Annotated in this window: 19 protein-coding genes; 17 read left to right on the top strand and 2 right to left on the bottom strand. The window is 38.8% G+C overall.

The features are described from left to right. The first annotated feature begins 2 nt into the window (after window positions 1–2). The 17 genes from flgK to fliD all read left to right on the top strand — a co-directional run bounded on the left by flgK (window position 3) and on the right by fliD (window position 17,862). Window positions 3–1,433 carry a flagellar hook-associated protein FlgK gene (gene flgK, locus DESRU_RS06200; RefSeq protein ID WP_013841257.1) on the top strand — a complete coding sequence of 477 codons (1,431 nt, stop codon included), beginning with the start codon at window positions 3–5 and terminating at the stop codon, window positions 1,431–1,433. Between the two features lie 3 nt (window positions 1,434–1,436). Then, the gene (gene flgL, locus DESRU_RS06205) at window positions 1,437–2,465 is read left to right on the top strand and encodes a flagellar hook-associated protein FlgL (protein WP_013841258.1); all 1,029 of its coding nucleotides are present in this window, start codon (window positions 1,437–1,439) and stop codon (window positions 2,463–2,465) included. A 44-nt stretch (window positions 2,466–2,509) separates the two neighbouring features. Beyond that, on the top strand, window positions 2,510–2,863 hold the full coding sequence (locus tag DESRU_RS06210) for a flagellar protein FlaG (protein ID WP_041275325.1): 354 nt from the start codon (window positions 2,510–2,512) through the stop codon (window positions 2,861–2,863). 207 nt (window positions 2,864–3,070) lie between these two features. Next, window positions 3,071–3,889 carry a flagellin N-terminal helical domain-containing protein gene (locus tag DESRU_RS06215; protein WP_013841260.1) on the top strand — a complete coding sequence of 273 codons (819 nt, stop codon included), beginning with the start codon at window positions 3,071–3,073 and terminating at the stop codon, window positions 3,887–3,889. Window positions 3,890–3,955: 66 nt separating this feature from the next. Then, on the top strand, window positions 3,956–5,791 hold the full coding sequence (locus DESRU_RS06220) for a motility associated factor glycosyltransferase family protein (RefSeq protein WP_013841261.1): 1,836 nt from the start codon (window positions 3,956–3,958) through the stop codon (window positions 5,789–5,791). 17 nt (window positions 5,792–5,808) lie between these two features. Next, a complete protein-coding gene (locus tag DESRU_RS06225; RefSeq protein WP_013841262.1) occupies window positions 5,809–6,162 on the top strand; it encodes a DUF8042 domain-containing protein in 354 nt (117 codons plus the stop codon). Window positions 6,163–6,316: 154 nt separating this feature from the next. Continuing rightward, the gene (gene pseB, locus DESRU_RS06230; RefSeq protein WP_013841263.1) at window positions 6,317–7,303 is read left to right on the top strand and encodes a UDP-N-acetylglucosamine 4,6-dehydratase (inverting); all 987 of its coding nucleotides are present in this window, start codon (window positions 6,317–6,319) and stop codon (window positions 7,301–7,303) included. Further along, entirely contained in the window at window positions 7,303–8,463 is a 1,161-nt protein-coding gene (gene pseC, locus DESRU_RS06235) for a UDP-4-amino-4,6-dideoxy-N-acetyl-beta-L-altrosamine transaminase (protein ID WP_013841264.1), read from the top strand. Before pseB ends, pseC begins: the two co-directional genes overlap by 1 nt. Then, window positions 8,460–9,197, top strand: a complete 738-nt coding sequence (locus DESRU_RS06240; protein WP_013841265.1) for a cytidylyltransferase domain-containing protein — start codon at window positions 8,460–8,462, stop codon at window positions 9,195–9,197. Before pseC ends, DESRU_RS06240 begins: the two co-directional genes overlap by 4 nt. Beyond that, window positions 9,194–10,291: a UDP-2,4-diacetamido-2,4,6-trideoxy-beta-L-altropyranose hydrolase gene (gene pseG / locus DESRU_RS06245; RefSeq protein ID WP_013841266.1), complete on the top strand. Its 1,098-nt coding sequence runs from the start codon at window positions 9,194–9,196 to the stop codon at window positions 10,289–10,291. The genes DESRU_RS06240 and pseG overlap by 4 nt, the downstream gene beginning before the upstream one ends. A 1-nt stretch (window position 10,292) precedes the next feature. After that, window positions 10,293–10,853 carry a UDP-4-amino-4,6-dideoxy-N-acetyl-beta-L-altrosamine N-acetyltransferase gene (pseH, locus tag DESRU_RS06250; protein ID WP_013841267.1) on the top strand — a complete coding sequence of 187 codons (561 nt, stop codon included), beginning with the start codon at window positions 10,293–10,295 and terminating at the stop codon, window positions 10,851–10,853. Then, entirely contained in the window at window positions 10,850–11,254 is a 405-nt protein-coding gene (locus DESRU_RS21250) for a formyl transferase (RefSeq protein ID WP_238446377.1), read from the top strand. Before pseH ends, DESRU_RS21250 begins: the two co-directional genes overlap by 4 nt. Window positions 11,255–11,262: 8 nt before the next feature. Further along, window positions 11,263–11,538, top strand: a complete 276-nt coding sequence (locus tag DESRU_RS21255; RefSeq protein ID WP_238446378.1) for a formyl transferase — start codon at window positions 11,263–11,265, stop codon at window positions 11,536–11,538. Beyond that, window positions 11,531–12,253 (top strand): PIG-L deacetylase family protein, encoded by a 723-nt coding sequence (locus tag DESRU_RS06260; protein WP_013841268.1) that lies wholly within the window; start codon window positions 11,531–11,533, stop codon window positions 12,251–12,253. The genes DESRU_RS21255 and DESRU_RS06260 overlap by 8 nt, the downstream gene beginning before the upstream one ends. Before the next feature lie 86 nt (window positions 12,254–12,339). Further along, the gene (pseI, locus tag DESRU_RS06265) at window positions 12,340–13,392 is read left to right on the top strand and encodes a pseudaminic acid synthase (RefSeq protein WP_013841269.1); all 1,053 of its coding nucleotides are present in this window, start codon (window positions 12,340–12,342) and stop codon (window positions 13,390–13,392) included. Window positions 13,393–13,840: 448 nt separating this feature from the next. Beyond that, window positions 13,841–15,064 (top strand): flagellin lysine-N-methylase, encoded by a 1,224-nt coding sequence (fliB, locus tag DESRU_RS06270; RefSeq protein ID WP_013841270.1) that lies wholly within the window; start codon window positions 13,841–13,843, stop codon window positions 15,062–15,064. A 293-nt stretch (window positions 15,065–15,357) separates the two neighbouring features. Next, window positions 15,358–17,862, top strand: a complete 2,505-nt coding sequence (gene fliD, locus DESRU_RS06275) for a flagellar filament capping protein FliD (RefSeq protein ID WP_013841271.1) — start codon at window positions 15,358–15,360, stop codon at window positions 17,860–17,862. Between the two features lie 39 nt (window positions 17,863–17,901). On the opposite strand, the gene csrA is transcribed toward fliD, so the two are convergent. Next, window positions 17,902–18,147, bottom strand: coding sequence for a carbon storage regulator CsrA (gene csrA, locus DESRU_RS06280; RefSeq protein WP_013841272.1), 246 nt, complete (start codon window positions 18,145–18,147; stop codon window positions 17,902–17,904). Beyond that, window positions 18,148–18,570, bottom strand: coding sequence for a flagellar assembly protein FliW (locus tag DESRU_RS06285; protein ID WP_013841273.1), 423 nt, complete (start codon window positions 18,568–18,570; stop codon window positions 18,148–18,150). Window positions 18,571–18,622 lie beyond the last annotated feature (52 nt).

Genomic DNA, 18,622 nt, shown 5'->3' on the forward strand with positions numbered 1-18,622 from the left:
GTATGGCGGGAGGAACTTGGCTAGGGCTGGAAACAGCCCGTCGAGGCTTGAACACACACCGGTACGCGCTAGATATTACCGGACAAAACCTGGCTAACGCCAGTACAATCGGATATACCAGACAGGAAGCGATCATCCGGGCCACCGACCCTTATACGGTTCCCAGCATGAACAGCTCATGCACTCCGGGACAGTTCGGCACCGGCTCCATGGTGGACTATATCCGCCGGGTGAAGGACGAATACATGGATAACAATGTCCGCCGCTCCACCAGCGACAACAGCTACTGGGCGGATCAGGTCTCCGTTATGCAGCGGGCCGAAGCCTGCTTCGCCGAACCGGCGGCAAAAGGGATCAGCCAAAAAATCGTGGATTTTTTTAAGAGCTGGATGGATCTGCAGAACAATTCCGGGGACCTGGGTGTAAAATCCACTGTGGTAGAGATTGGCAGCAACCTGGCCACTCTGCTGGGCACCGTGTACAAACAGCTGAATTCCATAGAAAAGAGTGTCTTGGAGGTGGATTCCTCCGGGGAAGTCCAGGGCGGCATGATGCAGGACCAAGTCAATCAGGTAAATGACATTCTTACTCAGATTAATGACCTTACGAATGCCATTAAAAAGGTATATGACGTTGGACAACAGCCCAACGATCTGCTGGATCGGCGGGATCTGCTGCTGGAAGAGCTAAGCCATTACGGACCGGTTCATGTGACAGACGGAAATACGAACGGGAAACCTAATGGTGAATTAGAGGTAACGTTTTTTGGTACGAAAGTTTTAGATTCTAATGCTGATTTGTGTTTCAACGATATGAAACTTGGTCTAGATGCTGGCAATCTTGTAATAGGCTCTGCGAAAAGTGGTGGGGAAATCGTCAATTTAAGCACGAAGTTGGCTGACCAAGAATTCAGCGGCTCGTTGGTGGGGTTAGTCAACGCCAGACAGGAATTAATTGCTGAACAGGATAAATTGAATGAATTGGCAATAGCTTTAAAAGATGAAGTAAACACGATTTTAGATTCTTCTGGGGATGATTTTGAAAAAATCTTCTTTAGCGGAAGCTTGGCGGATGGTGATTTCGTCGTAAATCCCGATTTGCTGAATGACCCTAATAAACTGGATGGGGCTGTTGCGGACAAGGTAAGCAAGTTAAGAGATAAGGACGTTTTGGGAGAAAGTACTTTTAGCGAATATTATAGTTACATTGTTACCGATGTCGGCAATGCCGCCGCCAACGCTAACTCCATGGCCGCCAACCAGGCTGCCATAAAGCAGCAGATTACCAGTCTGAGGGATTCCGTCTCCGGGGTTTCCATCGATGAAGAACTGACCAAGATGATGCAGTTCCAGTACGGTTGGCAGGCCTCGTCCCGTATGATCACGGTGGTTGACCAATTAATTGATATGGTTATCAATCGGATGGGAGTGTAAATCATGCGAATTACCAGTCAGTATGTTACAAACTCAATGATAAGATACGTGCAGACTAATTTGAGCAACTTAGCCATAAGCCAGGAGCAGATTGCCACCACCAAACGAGTGAACCGCCCCAGTGATGACCCTAACATTCTGAGCCCTCTACTGGCCATTAAGGGGAATTTAGCATACAATGAACAATATAGTCGCAATCTAGATGACGGTTTGGCCTACTTGGATGTAAGCGATTCAACCATGGGCTCCATGGGCGATGTGCTAAAGAAGGCTTATGAATATGCGGAGCAGGCTGCAAACGACACCTATAGCTCGGATCAGCGAAAGGCGGTTGCTGTGCAAATTGATAAATTAATCGACCAGATGGTGGATTTTGGGAACGCGGCGGTCGGCTCAAAATACGTTTTTGCCGGCAAAGAAAACAGCAATCCTCCTTTCAAGAGAATCACTGACGCTGACGGAAAAGAATGCATCATTTTTATGGGCGATACCGAAAAGGTGGAACGTGAAGTAGCGGCCCATACTTCCTATCCTATAAACGCTACATCTGCGGGTTTTGGTGTAGATGGATTGGGTAACCCCGTGCCGGAGGGGGCCTTTGGCTGGGCCAGAGATGATGCGATGCAAACCATTTCTGGCGTAACGGGTCAGGTGCTTTATAAAGAGGGAGGGGCAGACGGCGACTTTTCCGGCCTATTTAAAGAACTATTTGAACTGAAAAATGCTTTGAATGATGACAGTGACCCGGACCAACAGCAAAAGATCGAAGTTAGTATAGGCGATTTACAAGAAGTAATGGATAGAGTTCTTCAACACCGTGTAGCTGTAGGCTCAAGGTATAATCAGTTTGAAGACATGAAAAAACAGCTGTTAAACCAAAACATCAGCCTGGAAGGCACCATGTCCACCCTTGAGGACGCAGATATGTCCAAACTTTCCATTCTGGTAGCCCAGCAGATGCTAACCTATCAAGCCTCCTTGGCGGTGGGGACAAATATGCTAAAAACGTCTCTGCTTGACTACCTGCGATAAATAAGTAAGCCAATCAAGTTTTTTAAAATAGGAAGTGCATGGCCATGAAAATTGGTGCAGGTGGACTGCAGCCCTATGTTTTGCACGATGTCCTTAAAAACATAGATTTATCCCAAAAGCCCAAAGCCGGGGTGCAGGAAACCCTGCTGCAGGCTCAAGGCCGGGATCTCAATATGTTAAAAGAGGAATTAAACCGGGCAGTGGAACATCTGAATCAAATGGCCAATGCTTTGAACTATCCCATTCAAATTACTTTAAAAGAACCGCCGCCCCGGCTGAAAATAACCGTAAAGGATAAGGGAACCGGGGAAGAAAAGGAATTAACTTTAGAGGAACTGGCTCAATTAGCCAAACGCTTGGAAGGGAATAGAGGGACGAACCTGGATAGCTATGCCTAGTTTTAACTTCGGAAAATATAAAAATTAAAGTAATTTTGCTAAAGAATAGTATACTTTATCCGAAAATAAAAATGTAGAATGATAATCGCGATTTTCATGGCGGCCGACATGAAATGTTGATTATCCATAAATATATCCAGGGTGGCTGGATAAATTAACCACCAAAGGCATGGATGCCAATATAGAAATCAAGGAGGAAAATAACCCATGATTATTAACCACAATATGATGGCCATGAACGCCCATCGCTCCCTGACCATTAACAGCGGTGCCACATCTAAGTCCATTGAAAAATTGTCTTCCGGTTTGCGTATTAACCGCGCCGGTGACGACGCTGCCGGTCTGTCCATCTCCGAAAAAATGCGTGGCCAAATCCGTGGCCTGCAGCAGGCTTCCAGAAACGCTCAGGATGGTATTTCTTTAATCCAGACCGCAGAAGGTGCAATGAATGAATCTCATTCTATTCTGCAACGCATGAGGGAGTTGGCTGTTCAGTCGGCTAACGATACCAACGTTGATGTAGATCGTGAAGCGCTTCAACAAGAATTCCAACAATTACAAAATGAATTAGATAGAATCGCTACTACTACGCAATTCAACGAAAAAAATCTGTTAAATGGTTCTGCTAAAAATGTTAAATTCCATGTAGGTGCTAATGAAGATCAAATTATCAGCATAACGATTAAAAATATAGGGGCTGGGGCCAGCGGATTAAAAGTAACTGCTGCAAAAATTACTAGCCAAGGTACTGCAGAAGATGCAATTACGACAGTTAATACTGCTATTAAGGAATTGTCTAAAGAGAGATCTAACCTCGGAGCTGTTCAAAACAGATTAGAGCACACTATTAAAAATTTAGATGTTGCGGCCGAAAATCTACAAGCTTCCGAATCCCGAATTCGTGATGTAGATATGGCTAAAGAAATGATGGAATTCACCAAGAACAATATCTTAAATCAAGCTGCTCAGGCTATGCTAGCTCAGGCTAATCAGGTGCCTCAGGGTGTACTGCAACTTCTCAGATAATAAAAATTATTTAAAAAGGCAACCTCCGGGTTGCCTTTTTAAAATTAATCTTAGGGCGGTAAGAATATGAGAAAAAACTCAAGTTGGTATGAGAAATATGCAAATCTATCTTTATGCGAACCCTACGGCGAAGTTCATGCTTTAACTCCGGTTACTGCTAGGAACAATCAGCCTTCTGTAAAAGTTGGTGATTACTTTCTTCATAGTCCTTATGATCCGGAGAAAGAGGCAGAGCGGTTGGCTAATAACCATTTTAAAAGCGGTCACTTTCATATTTTGATTGGATTTGGATTGGGATATTTAGCCAGAAAACTTTTTAATAAATTTACGGATAAAAAAGACTATTTGTTAATTATAGAACCTAATTTGGAAGTGTTTCAATATGCATTAACTACTATAGACTTTGAACCTTTAATAAAGAGCAATCAAGTTGGGTTTGTCGTAGGAGAAAAACTGCCTGAGTTAAATAAATATCTTGAGTTATATATTAATAATTATTTTAAAGAAATAGTTATTATTGAACTACCCAACTACTCGCAATTATATCCTGATTTAGTTTTAAAAATAAAAAATATTCTTACTGAAACGACTAGAGACTCCTTACTTAATATTAATACCGTTCATTTTTTTGCCTCTGATTGGCAACAAAATTTTATGGAAAATTTATTTCGGGCAATAAAGTCTAAGCCATTTTTGGACTTGCTGAATAAATTATCTTGCCCAATAATTATTGTTTCTGCAGGCCCGTCTTTAACAAAACAAATCTCTTTATTACATACTGTGCAAAACAAGGCCTTTATTTTATGCGCTGGATCAGCTATTACACCACTCTTAGCTGCGGGTGTTAGGCCACATGCAGTGGTTTCAATCGACGGTGGTGAGACCAATTATCATATCTTTAGAGAATTAGATTTAAATACAATCCCACTCATTTATGACCTTGTAGTTCATAGAAGAATCGTTGCGGAACATAATGGTCCACAGGTTGTCTTTAGCTCTATTCCCACTGAGTCTGGATTGGCTAAATGGACAAGGCATTTTTTAAGGAAAGAAATAGGTTATCTGCTAGGCGGAGCATCCGTAGCAAATTTTTGTATAGATATTGCTTGCAAAATAACGTCAGGAGCTATTTGCTTTATAGGGCAGGATTTTGCTTATACGGAGAATAAAAGCCATGCTGATAACCATAAAAACATTAAAAATTTAAGTGGCACTGAGATAAGAAATAATGAAAGATATTTTGAAGTTAAAGGCTATTTTGGTGATACTGTATTGACAGATACGCCTCTGCAGGCTATGAAAAGAGCTTTTGAAGAATATATCTTGGTTAGGAGGCAGACCGGTGATCAGCGTTCCATCATTAATGCCACAGAAGGAGGAGCTCTAATTGAGGGAGCGCAAAATATGGCCTTTAAAGAGTTTATTGATACCTATTGTACATTGGATTATTCTCAGGAGATCAGCAATTTGTTTTTAAATGAAGAGGAATCCGAAAACATTGATTGGTGTCATTATGATAAAATAATTAATGGAGAAAGAAAGAAACTGCTAAAAATTATAGAACTGTGCCAAAAGGCAAATAAAAAAATTGGCGGGATAAAGCCAGGACAGGAAACCATAGATGCAGATGTTTTAATTTATTTAGATAAAATTGATAAGAAATTACAATCCTTACTAAAAAAAGATTTAATGCATTATATTCTAGGTCCGGTTGCCTTCCGAGCCGAGCGCCGCTTTCCAGAACAAGCTAGGGAGAGCAGGTCAGAACGGTGCCAGAGAATATTGACAAAATCCAAAGCGTTATATCAGGATATTTATGAGGCCTCTTTGTTCACTGAAAAATGCATGGAGGAATTGTTGGATAAGTTTCAAGCTTTAAAAGAAATAAACTCAATGAAATGAGAGGATAGAAATATAAAATGACAGAGGAACTAATCAAAGAAACTAGATTAACATGCCAAGAATATCTGCCCCGGCTCATCCAAGCGACTTCAGGAATTGTCTACGACATTCAGAGTGGCAATGAAGCGGGAGCTATGAGTATATTGCCGAATGTCATCGACGGTTTGCAGTGGCTTGTGGAGGCGGTGCAAGGTATTCAACAAAATGGTTGTAACCTTAGTATTACTATAGCTAGTCTAACAAAGCATTTTGAAGAACTGGAGCGGGCCCTGGAGGTTAGGGATTACGTTCTGACAGCCGATCTCTTTGAGTACGAAATAACACCAACTCTAGAGGAATGGCTGAAAAAAGTTAAATTAACGGAACAGTAGAGATTATAACACAATGAGAGATAACAGAGGAACTGTTGCTAGAAAGCTACCGTTAAAATCTAGGAATATTTAATTATGAACAAATAGATTCTAAGTTTTATTTAGCATTATATAAATCAGTACAGACGATTTTCCATCAAAAAGGGGATTTTTCATGTTTAACAATAAAACGATTTTAATTACCGGTGGTACAGGCTCCTTTGGCAAACAATATACTCGAACACTGGTTAGCCGATATAACCCTAAGAAAATAATCATCTTTTCTCGGGATGAACTAAAACAATTTGAAATGCAGCAGGAATTTAACGGATATGAAATGCGCTACTTTATTGGTGATGTCAGAGATGTAGAACGACTACGGCAGGCTATGCGTGGGGTGGACTATGTGATCCATGCTGCGGCACTGAAACAGGTGCCTGCCGCAGAATATAACCCTATGGAGTGTATCAAAACCAATATTTATGGGGCACAGAATGTAATCACCGCCTCTATTGAGAATGAAGTTGAAAAAGTGATCGCCCTTTCAACAGATAAAGCAGCCAATCCTATAAATTTATATGGTGCTACAAAATTAGCTTCGGACAAGCTATTTGTGGCAGCAAATAACATGACTGGTGAGCGGCAAACACGTTTTTCAGTTGTGAGATATGGAAATGTTATGGGCTCTAGGGGATCTGTAGTGCCGTTCTTTAAAAAATTAATTGCAGATGGAGCAAAAGAACTTCCAGTTACTGACCTACGGATGACTCGTTTCTGGATTACACTTCAGCAAGGCGTAGATTTTGTTTTGAAAAACTTTTCCCGTATGCACGGGGGAGAGATTTTTGTTCCTAAAATTCCATCTATGAGAATAACTGATTTGGTGGAATCACTAGCGCCAGGGATTAAAATTAGAGTTATTGGTATACGCCCAGGTGAGAAATTACATGAGATAATGTGTCCTGCTGATGATTCCCACTTGACTTTAGAATTTAATGATCACTATGTAATCAGGCCCAGTATTATATTTAACCAGCCTGTTGATTATCGGGAGAATAGATTGGGTGAAATAGGAGAAGCTGTTTCGCAAGGGTTTGAATACAACTCTGGTACAAATCCGATATTCCTGTCTGTAGATCAATTAAGGGAGCTGAATTACTAGTGCTAAATATTCCATATGGGAAGCACAGCCTAAATGATGATGATATTCAAGCAGTAATTCACGTATTAAAATCGGATTGGCTAACTCAGGGTCCTACCATAGAAGTATTTGAAAAGAGGGTCGCGGAATATTGCGGTGCAAAATATGCGGTAGCCGTAAGTAGTGCAACAGCTGCCTTACATATATCTTGTTTAGCAGCAGGTCTAGGCGAAGGAGACATACTTTGGACGTCACCAAACACTTTTGTGGCATCTGCCAATTGTGGGTTATATTGTGGGGCAGAAGTTGATTTTGTAGATATTGATAGAAATACCTATAATCTAAGTATCAATGCATTGGAACAAAAGCTAAAAAAAGCAGCGAAAGAAAAATTGCCTAAAGTAATTATACCAGTACATTTTGCAGGTCAGTCCTGTGAGATGGAGAAAATTAAACAACTAGTAGATTTCTATAATATTACAATTATTGAAGATGCCTCTCATGCCATCGGTGCAGAGTACAAAGGGGAAAAAATAGGTTCCTGCAGTTTTTCAGATATGACTGTGTTTAGCTTTCATCCGGTTAAAATCATCACTTCCGGTGAAGGAGGCATGATTTTAACAAACAGGGAAGATTTATACAAGAAGCTTATACGTTTAAGGACCCATGGTATTACACGTAATCCCGATTTGATGAAGGGCAAATCCCACGGTCCCTGGTATTATCAACAAGTCGATTTAGGTTTTAACTTTCGTATGACAGATATTCAAGCTGCTCTAGGGGCTAGTCAGATGTTAAAGATTGACAAATTTATAGAAAAGCGACATCATTTAGCTGAAAGATATAATCATTTATTACAGGGGCTAGAAATCAAGTTACCTTGGCAACAACCAAATACTTATTCTGCATACCATCTATATGTCATTAGGTTATGCTTAAATAAAATAAATAAGACCCGCCGAGAGGTCTTTGAACAGATGAGGAAAGCTGGAATTAATGTCAATGTACATTATATTCCTGTACATACTCAACCCTATTATCAGCAGCGAGGCTTCAAAGTTGGTGACTACCCGGAATCTGAAAAGTATTACGAAGAAGCTATAACACTTCCAATATACTACAACCTAGCTGAATTAGAACAAGACTATATAGTTAAGGTTTTAAAAGAGGTATTACAATGAAAACAGTTATTATTGTACAAGCTAGAATGACTTCGACTAGACTACCTGGTAAGGTATTAAAGGAGGTTTTCGGGAAACCATTATTAGAATATCAAATTGAAAGGCTCAAAAGGGTTTTGCTAGCTGATGAAATTATAATTGCAACTACTATAAACGAGACAGACCAGCCTATTGTAGATTTTTGTAATAGTGTTAGAATACCGTGTTTTCGGGGCTCAGAAGGAGATGTCTTATCTAGGTATTATAATGCAGCTAAGTCATATAAAGCAGATATCATAGTTAGAGTTACTTCAGACTGCCCTTTAATTGACCCGATGATTATTGATAAAGTGATTCAATTTTATATTCAAAATGAAGAAAAATATGACTATGTATCCAATACATTAGAAAGAACATACCCTAGGGGAATGGATACGGAAATTTTCTCCTACAAAGCATTAGAAGAAGCTTTTGTAAATGCAAAAGAGTTACCTGAAAGAGAACATGTTACAGCATTTATTTACCGTCGTCCAGAACAATATCGTCTGGGAAGCGTAAAACAGACTACAGATCAAAGCCAACACCGGTGGACAGTTGACACACCAGAAGATTTTAGGCTAATAAAAAAATTACTTTCAAGTCTTTATCCATTAAACCACGAATTTAGTATGCTTGATTGTCTTGAATTGTTAAGAAAGCACCCCGAGTGGGAGAAAATAAATAAACACATCGAACAAAAGGCGTATGGACAATGAAAATCCTAATTCGAACTGATTCATCTTATCAAATAGGGTCCGGCCATGTAATGAGGTGCCTTACCCTTGCAGAAGCATTACGTGAAGAAGGAAATGATGTTTGTTTTATTAGTCGTGACTTACCGGGAAACCTAAATGATTTTATTAAGGAGAAAGGGTTTAAAGTTTATCGTTTACCCTATGCAAAGGAACAGTCCAAGGACTTAATTAAAATTACAAGGCATTCCCATTGGCTAGGTGTACATTGGAAAGTAGATGCGCAGCAAACAATAGAGATATTATCCAAAGAAGGACTAGATATTGACTGGATCGTTATTGATCACTATTCGCTGGATAAATTGTATGAAATAAATCTACGACCATTTGTTAAAAAGATCATGATAATTGACGATCTAGCGGACCGCCCTCATGAGTGTGATATGTTATTGGATCAGAACTATTATAAGAACATGAGCAATAGATACAAAGGGCTGATTCCTGATAATTGTATAACATTACTAGGTCCAAAATATGCATTATTACGACCCGAATTCGTAAGAGCCAGACGGAAGCTAAAAAACCGTAGTGGGGTTGTAAATAAAATTCTAGTATTTTTAGGTGGTACTGACCCAACCAACCAAACTATGAAGGTATTAAATGCTATATCCAAGCTTAATCTAAACCATATTCAGGTTGACGTTATTGTAGGGCAATCAAATCCTCATTCACAGCAGATCAGAAAATTTTGCAAACTAGCACCAAACTTTATCTTTCATACTCAAGTAAACAATATGGCTGAATTAATGGCTAATTCGGACCTAGCAATAGGTGCTGGAGGGAGTACTACCTTGGAACGCTGTTTTTTGGGTTTACCAACAATAGCTTTAATTGTGGCAGATAATCAAGCAGCAACTACTAATGCAGTTGCGGAGGCGGGTGCTCTGATAAACCTAGGATGGAGCAAAAATATTACAGCAGAAAAGATAGCTTTAGAAATTAAGAATATAATTGCGAAGCCCACTCTATTGAGACAAATGAGCCAAAGCAGCATTTGGCTAATGAGTTCATCAGATTTAATGTGGAACGAAAACCTAATGCGCTATATGGGGGAATAAGATGTCGCATTTTGGTACCTATAGGCTCAGACCGATGAAAGAAAAGGACCTAGAAAAGGTACTAGGTTGGAGAAATTCAGAACGTATTCGTTCTAATATGTTCTCAAGTCACATCATTACATTAGATGAACATAGAGCTTGGTTTAAAAGTCTTACACAAAAGAAAAAAGATATATATATGATTTTTGAAAGAGAAAATCTCCCTTTGGGGGTAGTATATTTTACTAATATAAATTTTATTAATAATACGTGTAATTGGGGTTTTTATTTAGGCGAAGAGAATTTGCCCAAGGGAACAGGGTTAATAATGGGTTATCTTGGCATAAATTATGCTTTTGAAGATCTAAAAATGAATCTGTTATCTGGAGAGGTTCTATCATTTAATATTCCAAGCATAAATTATCATAAAAAATTAGGATTTGTTAAAAAAAATTCGTCTAAAAGCAAAATATTAAGAGAAGGCAGATATTATGAAGTCACATGTTTTGATATTTCTAAAAATCGATGGGAATTCGAAAAAAGGAAGTTGAAATATTTTCTTACAGTAGGTGATAAATTATGAATATTGTTATTGCTTGCAATCGTAATTGGTATGACAACATAATGATGACTTTAAAAAAAAACTTTTCGGTAAATAGTATTGTGCTTATTGATAAAAAAGAAGATCTAACGTATGAAAAATTAATAACAATAAATCCTAAATATATTTTCTTTCCATATTGGTCCTACGTAATTCCTAAAAGTATTTATGAAAAATTTGAATGTGTAATTTTTCATATGACAGATGTTCCTTTTGGTCGTGGAGGAAGCCCATTGCAAAATCTCGTAGCTAGAGGTATCTATGAAACGAAAATTTCTGCGTTAAGGTGCGAAGAATTTCTAGATGCGGGACCAGTATATTTGAAAAAAAACTTTTTTTATACGGGGCCGCAGAAGAAATTTATTTGCGTGCTTCTAAAGTAATTGGAGAAATGATAGATGATATTATTGTAAAACAACTTCAACCAGAGGAACAGGTAGGTGAAGTTGTTTATTTTTCTAGAAAGAAACCTGAAGAAGGAAATATAGCAAATTTGAAGGAATTAGAGCAGGTTTTTGATTATATAAGGATGCTAGATGCAGAAGGATATCCAAATGCCTATATAGAGAATAACTCTTTTAGATTTGAATTTAAAAGAGCCTCTCTTAAAAAGGATAAAATAATTGCTGATGTAATAATTACAAAAAAGAAGGAAAGTTATGAGTAAAAAAATATTAGTTATCGCTGCGCATCCGGATGATGAGGTTTTAGGATGTGGCGCAACTATTGCTAAACATTCAATGATGGGTGATGCGGTTCATGTAGCTATACTTGCAGAAGGGGCAACTAGCCGGGGTGAACGCTATTCGAGGGACAAGTTTTCCACGGAGTTGTCAGAATTAAATCAAGCAGCACATAATGCAAGTCAAATCCTAGGAGTATCTTCCTTAGAGCTTTTTAGTTTTCCAGATAATCGTATGGATTCCTTGGACCGCCTAGATATTATTAAAAAAATCGAAAATCTAATAGATAAGTATAAACCACTTGTGGTTTATACTCACCACATTGGCGATGTTAATATTGATCATAGGCGTATCCATGAAGCTGTTGTAACAGCTTGCAGACCCACTCCTAATCACCCTGTAAAAACTCTCTTATTTTTTGAGGTGCCTTCAAGTACGGAGTGGCAGTTACCAGGAACCGCCCCGAAATTTGAACCAAACTGGTTTGAGGATGTTACAGATAGTTTACATATTAAAATAGATGCTTTAAAAGAATATCGGTGTGAAATGAGACCTTGGCCACATGCACGTTCTATGGAAGCTGTAGAATATCTGGCACGTTGGCGTGGTGCAAGTATTGGAGTGAAAGCTGCTGAAGCATTTATTTTAGGAAGAAATATATTGGGCGGAGGTCATCCATCCAGTTTTATGCATAAGTAAGCTTAATATCTTTGTGGAAGTTTAAAAAATGTGAATTCTAAAAAACTAAAGAAATCAAGAGAAAGATTTAAAGAGGGTATGAGTTAATGGATAACATTTCGATCGCAGGAAGATGCATAGGACCAGAAGTACCTCCTTTTATTATAGCTGAGATGTCTGGGAATCATAACAAATCTTTAGCACGTGCTTTAGAAATTGTAGATGCAGCAAAAAAGACTGGAGCTCATGCTCTTAAACTGCAAACTTATACTGCAGATACAATGACACTTGAAGTAATTAAAGAGGATTTTAGTATCAAAGGTGAAAATAGCTTATGGAAGGGCCAACATTTATATAGGCTTTATCAACAGGCTTATACTCCATGGGAGTGGCATAAACCCATTTTTGACCGTTGTAAAGAACTTGGCATTATTGGGTTTAGTACACCCTTTGATGAAACTGCGGTGGATTTTTTAGAGTCTCTAGATGTACCTTGCTATAAGATAGCATCCTTTGAGAATATTGACATTCCTCTTATTCGTAAAGTGGCGTCTACGGGTAAACCTATGATTATTTCCACAGGAATGGCTACCGTAGCCGAATTAGATGAGGCTGTTCGTACAGCTAAGGAAGCAGGATGCCAGAATATTATTCTTTTAAAGTGTACCAGCACTTACCCGGCTACACCGGAAAATACCAATATTCTCACTATACCCCATATGAAAGAATTGTTTCAATGCCAGGTTGGCTTGTCCGATCATACTATGGGTATAGGCACGGCGGTAGCCAGTGTCGCCCTAGGAGCAACAATAATTGAAAAACATTTTACCCTTTCCCGTGAAGACGGTGGCGTTGATGCAGCTTTTTCGATGGAACCGAATGAAATGAAGGCGCTAGTTATTGAAAGTTATAGGGCGTGGCAATCGCTGGGTGAAATTAATTATGGGGCGACTAATAGTGAGAAATCGTCACTACAATTTCGGCGTTCTCTCTATGTATCCAATGATATGAATAAAGGAGATATTTTCACTAAAGAGAATCTTAGAGTTATAAGACCGGGTCTAGGATTAGCCCCCAAGTATTATGATGTAGTAATCGGGAAAAAAGTGAATCAAGATGTAAAAAAAGGAACACCAGTAAAATGGAGCTTGTTAGGGTAATCTATTTTGATAAATAATTTTATAGAGTAAATTAGAAGACAAGCAAGTTAAGTTTTTGAAAAATGGCAAAAGAATATGCATCTCCTTGGTTGTATGAAATATTTAAAAATATTGTACAATAGTATGTTTTCATGGAATGATCATACTTTAATGTTTGATTATACGCTTAAACAGAGGCGCTTTGAATTCGATAATCTAAGTTATTAATTGCCATCTTATCAAAACAGAAAAATATAACTATAAAATTGATTACCTAAAGGAGTACCATTTTAGAAGTTTAACACAAAAACTGTGGGTGAATTAGTATAGAAGTTATGCATAGCTAGGGGATAGTGGTAAGAACATTGGAAATGTTATAAGAAACTGATTACGAAGTAAATGTGGATATAGCAATTACAAAAGGGTACCAGAGAATAAAAGGAATTCTGATCATGAAAGGTAGAAGATTATGATTAGGAAAAAATTTTTAATTCCTGACTATGTGTTAAATTTTAAATGTACCATGTGTACTGAATGTTGTAAGCGATGGCAAATTAACTTTGATAAGGAAACCGTAAAAAAGTACGACTATTTTAGTACTCTAGATGAAGATTTTGCGGCTATGCTATCTAGTATTAAAAAAGAAAAGGATGGAGGAGCCATTGTTAAGTTTAACAACAAGGTTGAAGGTAATCGAGAGGGCATTGATTTGACAGAGGCTGATGTTTGTCCCTTCCTGGACGAGGAAGGTTTATGTACCATTCAAAGAAAGTACGGTATAGAGGCCCTATCAGATACTTGTAAAATGTTTCCTAGGGGAATTACTCTCACTGAACGGGGATATGAAATATCTCTTACATATGCTTGTGCTGCTGCTGCTGAAACTTTAAAGAAAAAATTACCCATTGAGTTTTATCAAGATCCCAAGAATTTTAGCTTTCCTTCCTTGCATACACAGTACAATAAAATCGGTAATTTACTTGAGCGGAGTAAAGTTGGGAAAACGAATTACTATAAAATAGAAGAACTACTTATTAATATTATGCAGTTTCGAGATATAGACATTGATACTAGGCTTATATTAACTGGTATGATTATAGATAAATTAAAAGATGGTGACATGGATGGTGTCAAGAGATACTTGCGAAATATAGATCAATTTTTTATAGATCAATTCAACAGTCTTCCTGCAAAACCGGTAATTATTATGGGTTTTCTTAATAATATAATTGCTAGTAAAATATGGATTGATATGTCTGAAATTAATATGAAGGAGCTTTTCCAATTAGCCTATCAGCAATTTAATCCTCTTAATAATTCTGATAGCCAGGCAGACAGATTATTAGAAGCTTATAATAAATATTACAGAGTAGGTATTGAAGATATTAATCATATTTACGAAAACTATTTTGTAAACTTTATTTTTTCTAAAAAGTTCTATACACATAAATACATGGATGCTTACTTCTTAATGATTTTTTTCTATACTCTAATCCGTTTCTTTACCATTTGCAGATGCCTGGCTGAAAAAAGGAAGGTGGATGAGAATTTGGTGGTAGCAGTAATCAACACTATTGAAAGAAGTATTGGGCATAATGTAACTTTTTATGAAGATATTCTTGATCAAATTAAAAAAGGTGGCTATAATCGTTTACCGTATATGATTTCATTAGTTAACTTAAAATTAGAGTAAGCAGGGAAGTCTATGAGGGACTATATAATTATGTAATAATGATGACTAAACTTCTTTTATATATGCAATGATATTCTATCTATTTGGAAAACTTATTAATTTTGATTTGCTAAGGTTTCTTAACTCTCTTCGACCAAGATAATTCCTAATATTTCTGTAAAATAAACCCTATTTAGAATCATTTGAGGATATTTACCAGAAAGGCTAAATAAATCCCTTAAAAAGCCGAAAACAATGATAAACATCTATATTATAGCTTATAGTATTGTAAAGCTTTTAAGGAGTTGGAAAATATGGTTAACCGAATTACTGGCTTTTCAGGTTTTGATGTGGATGGAACCATTCAAAAGCTGATGAAAGTAGAGCAAGCCAAAGTTGATACCCTAAAGCAAAGCCTGCAGTTATTATCCTGGCAGAAGGATGCTTACAGGGAAATTACCAATGCCTTTCGATCTTTTAAAGATGAATATTTTAATAACTTAAAACCAGCTACAAATTTTAGATCTGCAACAGCTTTTGCTTCTTTTACGACCACCTCTTCGGATACCAGTAAGGTGGTTATCTCTGCGGGGGCGGGGGCAGTAACGGGCAGTCACAATGTGAATGTTATCAGCCTAGCTACCAACGCGATAAAAACAGGAGGAGCTGGAGTAAGCAAGGGAACTTCCGGTGGTTTAACCGGTACAAATTCTGTTGATGATATGATGAGCCAAATGAAAAAAGGTAAGCAGTTCACTCTTACCTTGGATGGGGTTACTAAGACGATAGTTTTAGATCAGAATTATACCGATATAGACGAACTGGCTGGCGGATTACAAAATCTAGTCAATGATGCCTTTGGGTCCGGTAAAATTACGGTATCGCGAAATAACGATAAGTTAAATTTCAAACCGGCCACCAGCAGTAGCAGTTTAAAAATTGCTGACGGGACCAATACTTATTTAAATTCCTTGGGTTTTGCCAACGGCCAGAGCAATGCAATTACCAGCGGGGAAATTACTGATTTTTCCGGAGGAACCTTTAAGCTTCAAATAGGCGACGGGACGGTTCATGAACTGAACGTGGCGGGTGCCTCGGATCGGGATGGATTAATAACCAAGATAAACAGCGTTTTGGCTGATGAAGGGTTTGAAAATATCAAAGCAATCGCAGATTCCAATCCTGAAAATCCTACCGGGATAAAGTTGGTTTCACTAAATTCAGCCGATAAGGTGACGGTAACCTCCGGCAGTACTGACGACCTGCTGGCTAAGCTGGGAATCAAAAGCGGCAGTAGTATTAATTTGAATGGAACCATTAACTACAGCACAAATGATATTGGAAAGGACTTTTATATAAAGGTTGACGGCGTGCAATATCATATCGATTTGACGGAGAATTTTGCGGATGACGCGGATTTTCAGACGGAAATAAGAAACCAATTAACTGCTCAGGGAGCGCCTGCGGATCTAGAGGTTAACATTGTTGCTGGGAAAATCAGCTTTAAAACCACGGATGCTCATGAAATCGTTATATTAAAGGGTGACGACGGTTTAAGGGATGAGTTGGGCTTTACTGATGCGGTGAACAGCAATAAAATCAGTTTAACGGACTCCATGGAAAAGATCGCGGCCAATTTAACATTAAGTGAACCGCCCGACGAGACTAAACCCTATGATGCGGAGGGAAAGATTGAATTTACGGTCAATGGGGTAACCATTACGGCCACTAAGGAAGACAGCCTAAAAAGCATTATGGATAAAGTGAACAACAGCAGCGCCGGCGTGACTATGCGGTATGATTCCTTATCGGATAAATTTGTACTGGAGTCCAAGAGCGCCGGTTTGGCAGAAAAGGTGGATGTTCAGGATGTAAAAGGAAATTTCTTTGAGGCGCTGCAGTTTAATATGACCGAAGAAGTTTCACACGGGACTGATGCTAAGCTAACCATTGATGGCACGGAGGTAACTCGTTCAACCAATAAATTTGCTATTGACGGAGTTACCTATGAGTTAAAAGGGATTGGTGAATCCACGATAACGGTGGCCGGCGATCCGGATAAGCTGCTGAGTAATATTAAGGAATTTGTCAATAAATACAATAGCTTGATCGATACGATTAGTAACAAACTCAATGAGAAATCTTATAAATATAAGACCAAAACTTCTAACGCCTATCTCCCTTTGACCGACGAGCAGAAAAAAGAGATGTCCGAAGACGACATTAAACTTTGGGAAGAGAAGGCCAAGAGCGGTCTGTTAAGGTCCGACTCGCTGCTTGAGCAGGCGCTGGATGATTTCCGGTCGACCCTATATGCAAAGGTAGAAGGCGTGGATATCAGCCTCTTTGATATCGGGATCACCACCTCCAACGCCTGGACGGATAATGGCAAGCTGGTGATTGATGAGGAGAAACTGAAGCAAGCCATACAGGATATGCCCGACAAGGTAACCCGGTTATTTACCCAGGAATCGGAGATTCCCTATGATTCTTCCGATCGGGCTACCCGCTTTAAGCAGCAGGGCATCGCCCAGCGGATGTTTGATGTCATTGAAGATAATATCCGCACCACCCGCGACAGTATGGGGAATAAAGGGGCGTTGCTGGTTAAAGCCGGCATGGAGAATGACACCACCGATCAGGAAAACGTGATTTCCGAGCAGATGAAGGAGCAGAACAAAAGGCTGGAAGCCCTCTTGGAAAAATTGCAGGATAAAGAAGATTATTATTACCAAATGTTTTCCGCTATGGAAGTTGCCATTCAGAATCTAAACAGTCAATCTGCTTGGCTAGCCCAACAGTTTGGCGGCAGCCAATAGTAAACGATAATCGTTGTTTATGATACAAAAACCACCGATTCAGGCTCGGTGGTTTTTGGTATGCTCGTTTAACAATTTAACCAGTTCTTCCGGTTTCACGCTGTTTAGCACGGATTGCTCATTCTCCTGCCGGATGCTTTGCAGTACTTCGCTGCGGTAGATTTCGATACTGCGGGGGGCCTCAATGCCTAGTTTTATATTGTCTCCCGTGATATCCAAAATAGTAATCTTAATGCTGCCCGCAATTTGGATGGATTCATTTTTCTTTCTAGATAATACCAGCAATTATTTTCCCTCCGATTGCGGCAGAAGATTTTTCAGGGGCTCCTTTACGTTATAAGGATGATTGTCCAGTACCAATTGTGTACCTTTTCGCTCCTTCACATTGATGATGATAGGAGCCTTTAGATTTACCGTGCCTTTCATTAGCCCTTCCTGGCAGTTGATAATAGTAAACACCACAATATCGGCGGGGCCGTTAATGGACAGTGTTTCCTTAACAGAATCCGGTAGATTAAATTCATAGGTTTGAGAGAATTGGAACGGGTCTATAACCAGGAAGGAAATATCTTCTTTGTCCGTAGAATTTAAAGAATAAAAAGGAGCCTCTTCAAGGGGTTTGGAGAGTGTAAAATACTTTAGTTCTTCAAAACCGGGTAAACCTCGCTCAAACAAAATCTTTACTGAACCTGTTTCCGACTTCTGCACTTGCAAGACCTCCTGCCGGGTGATATTGGTTTATTTCCTAATTTATCACAGA

It is taken from the genome of Desulforamulus ruminis DSM 2154, from assembly GCF_000215085.1.
In the GTDB taxonomy this organism is placed as follows: Bacteria; Bacillota; Desulfotomaculia; order Desulfotomaculales; family Desulfotomaculaceae; genus Desulfotomaculum; species Desulfotomaculum ruminis.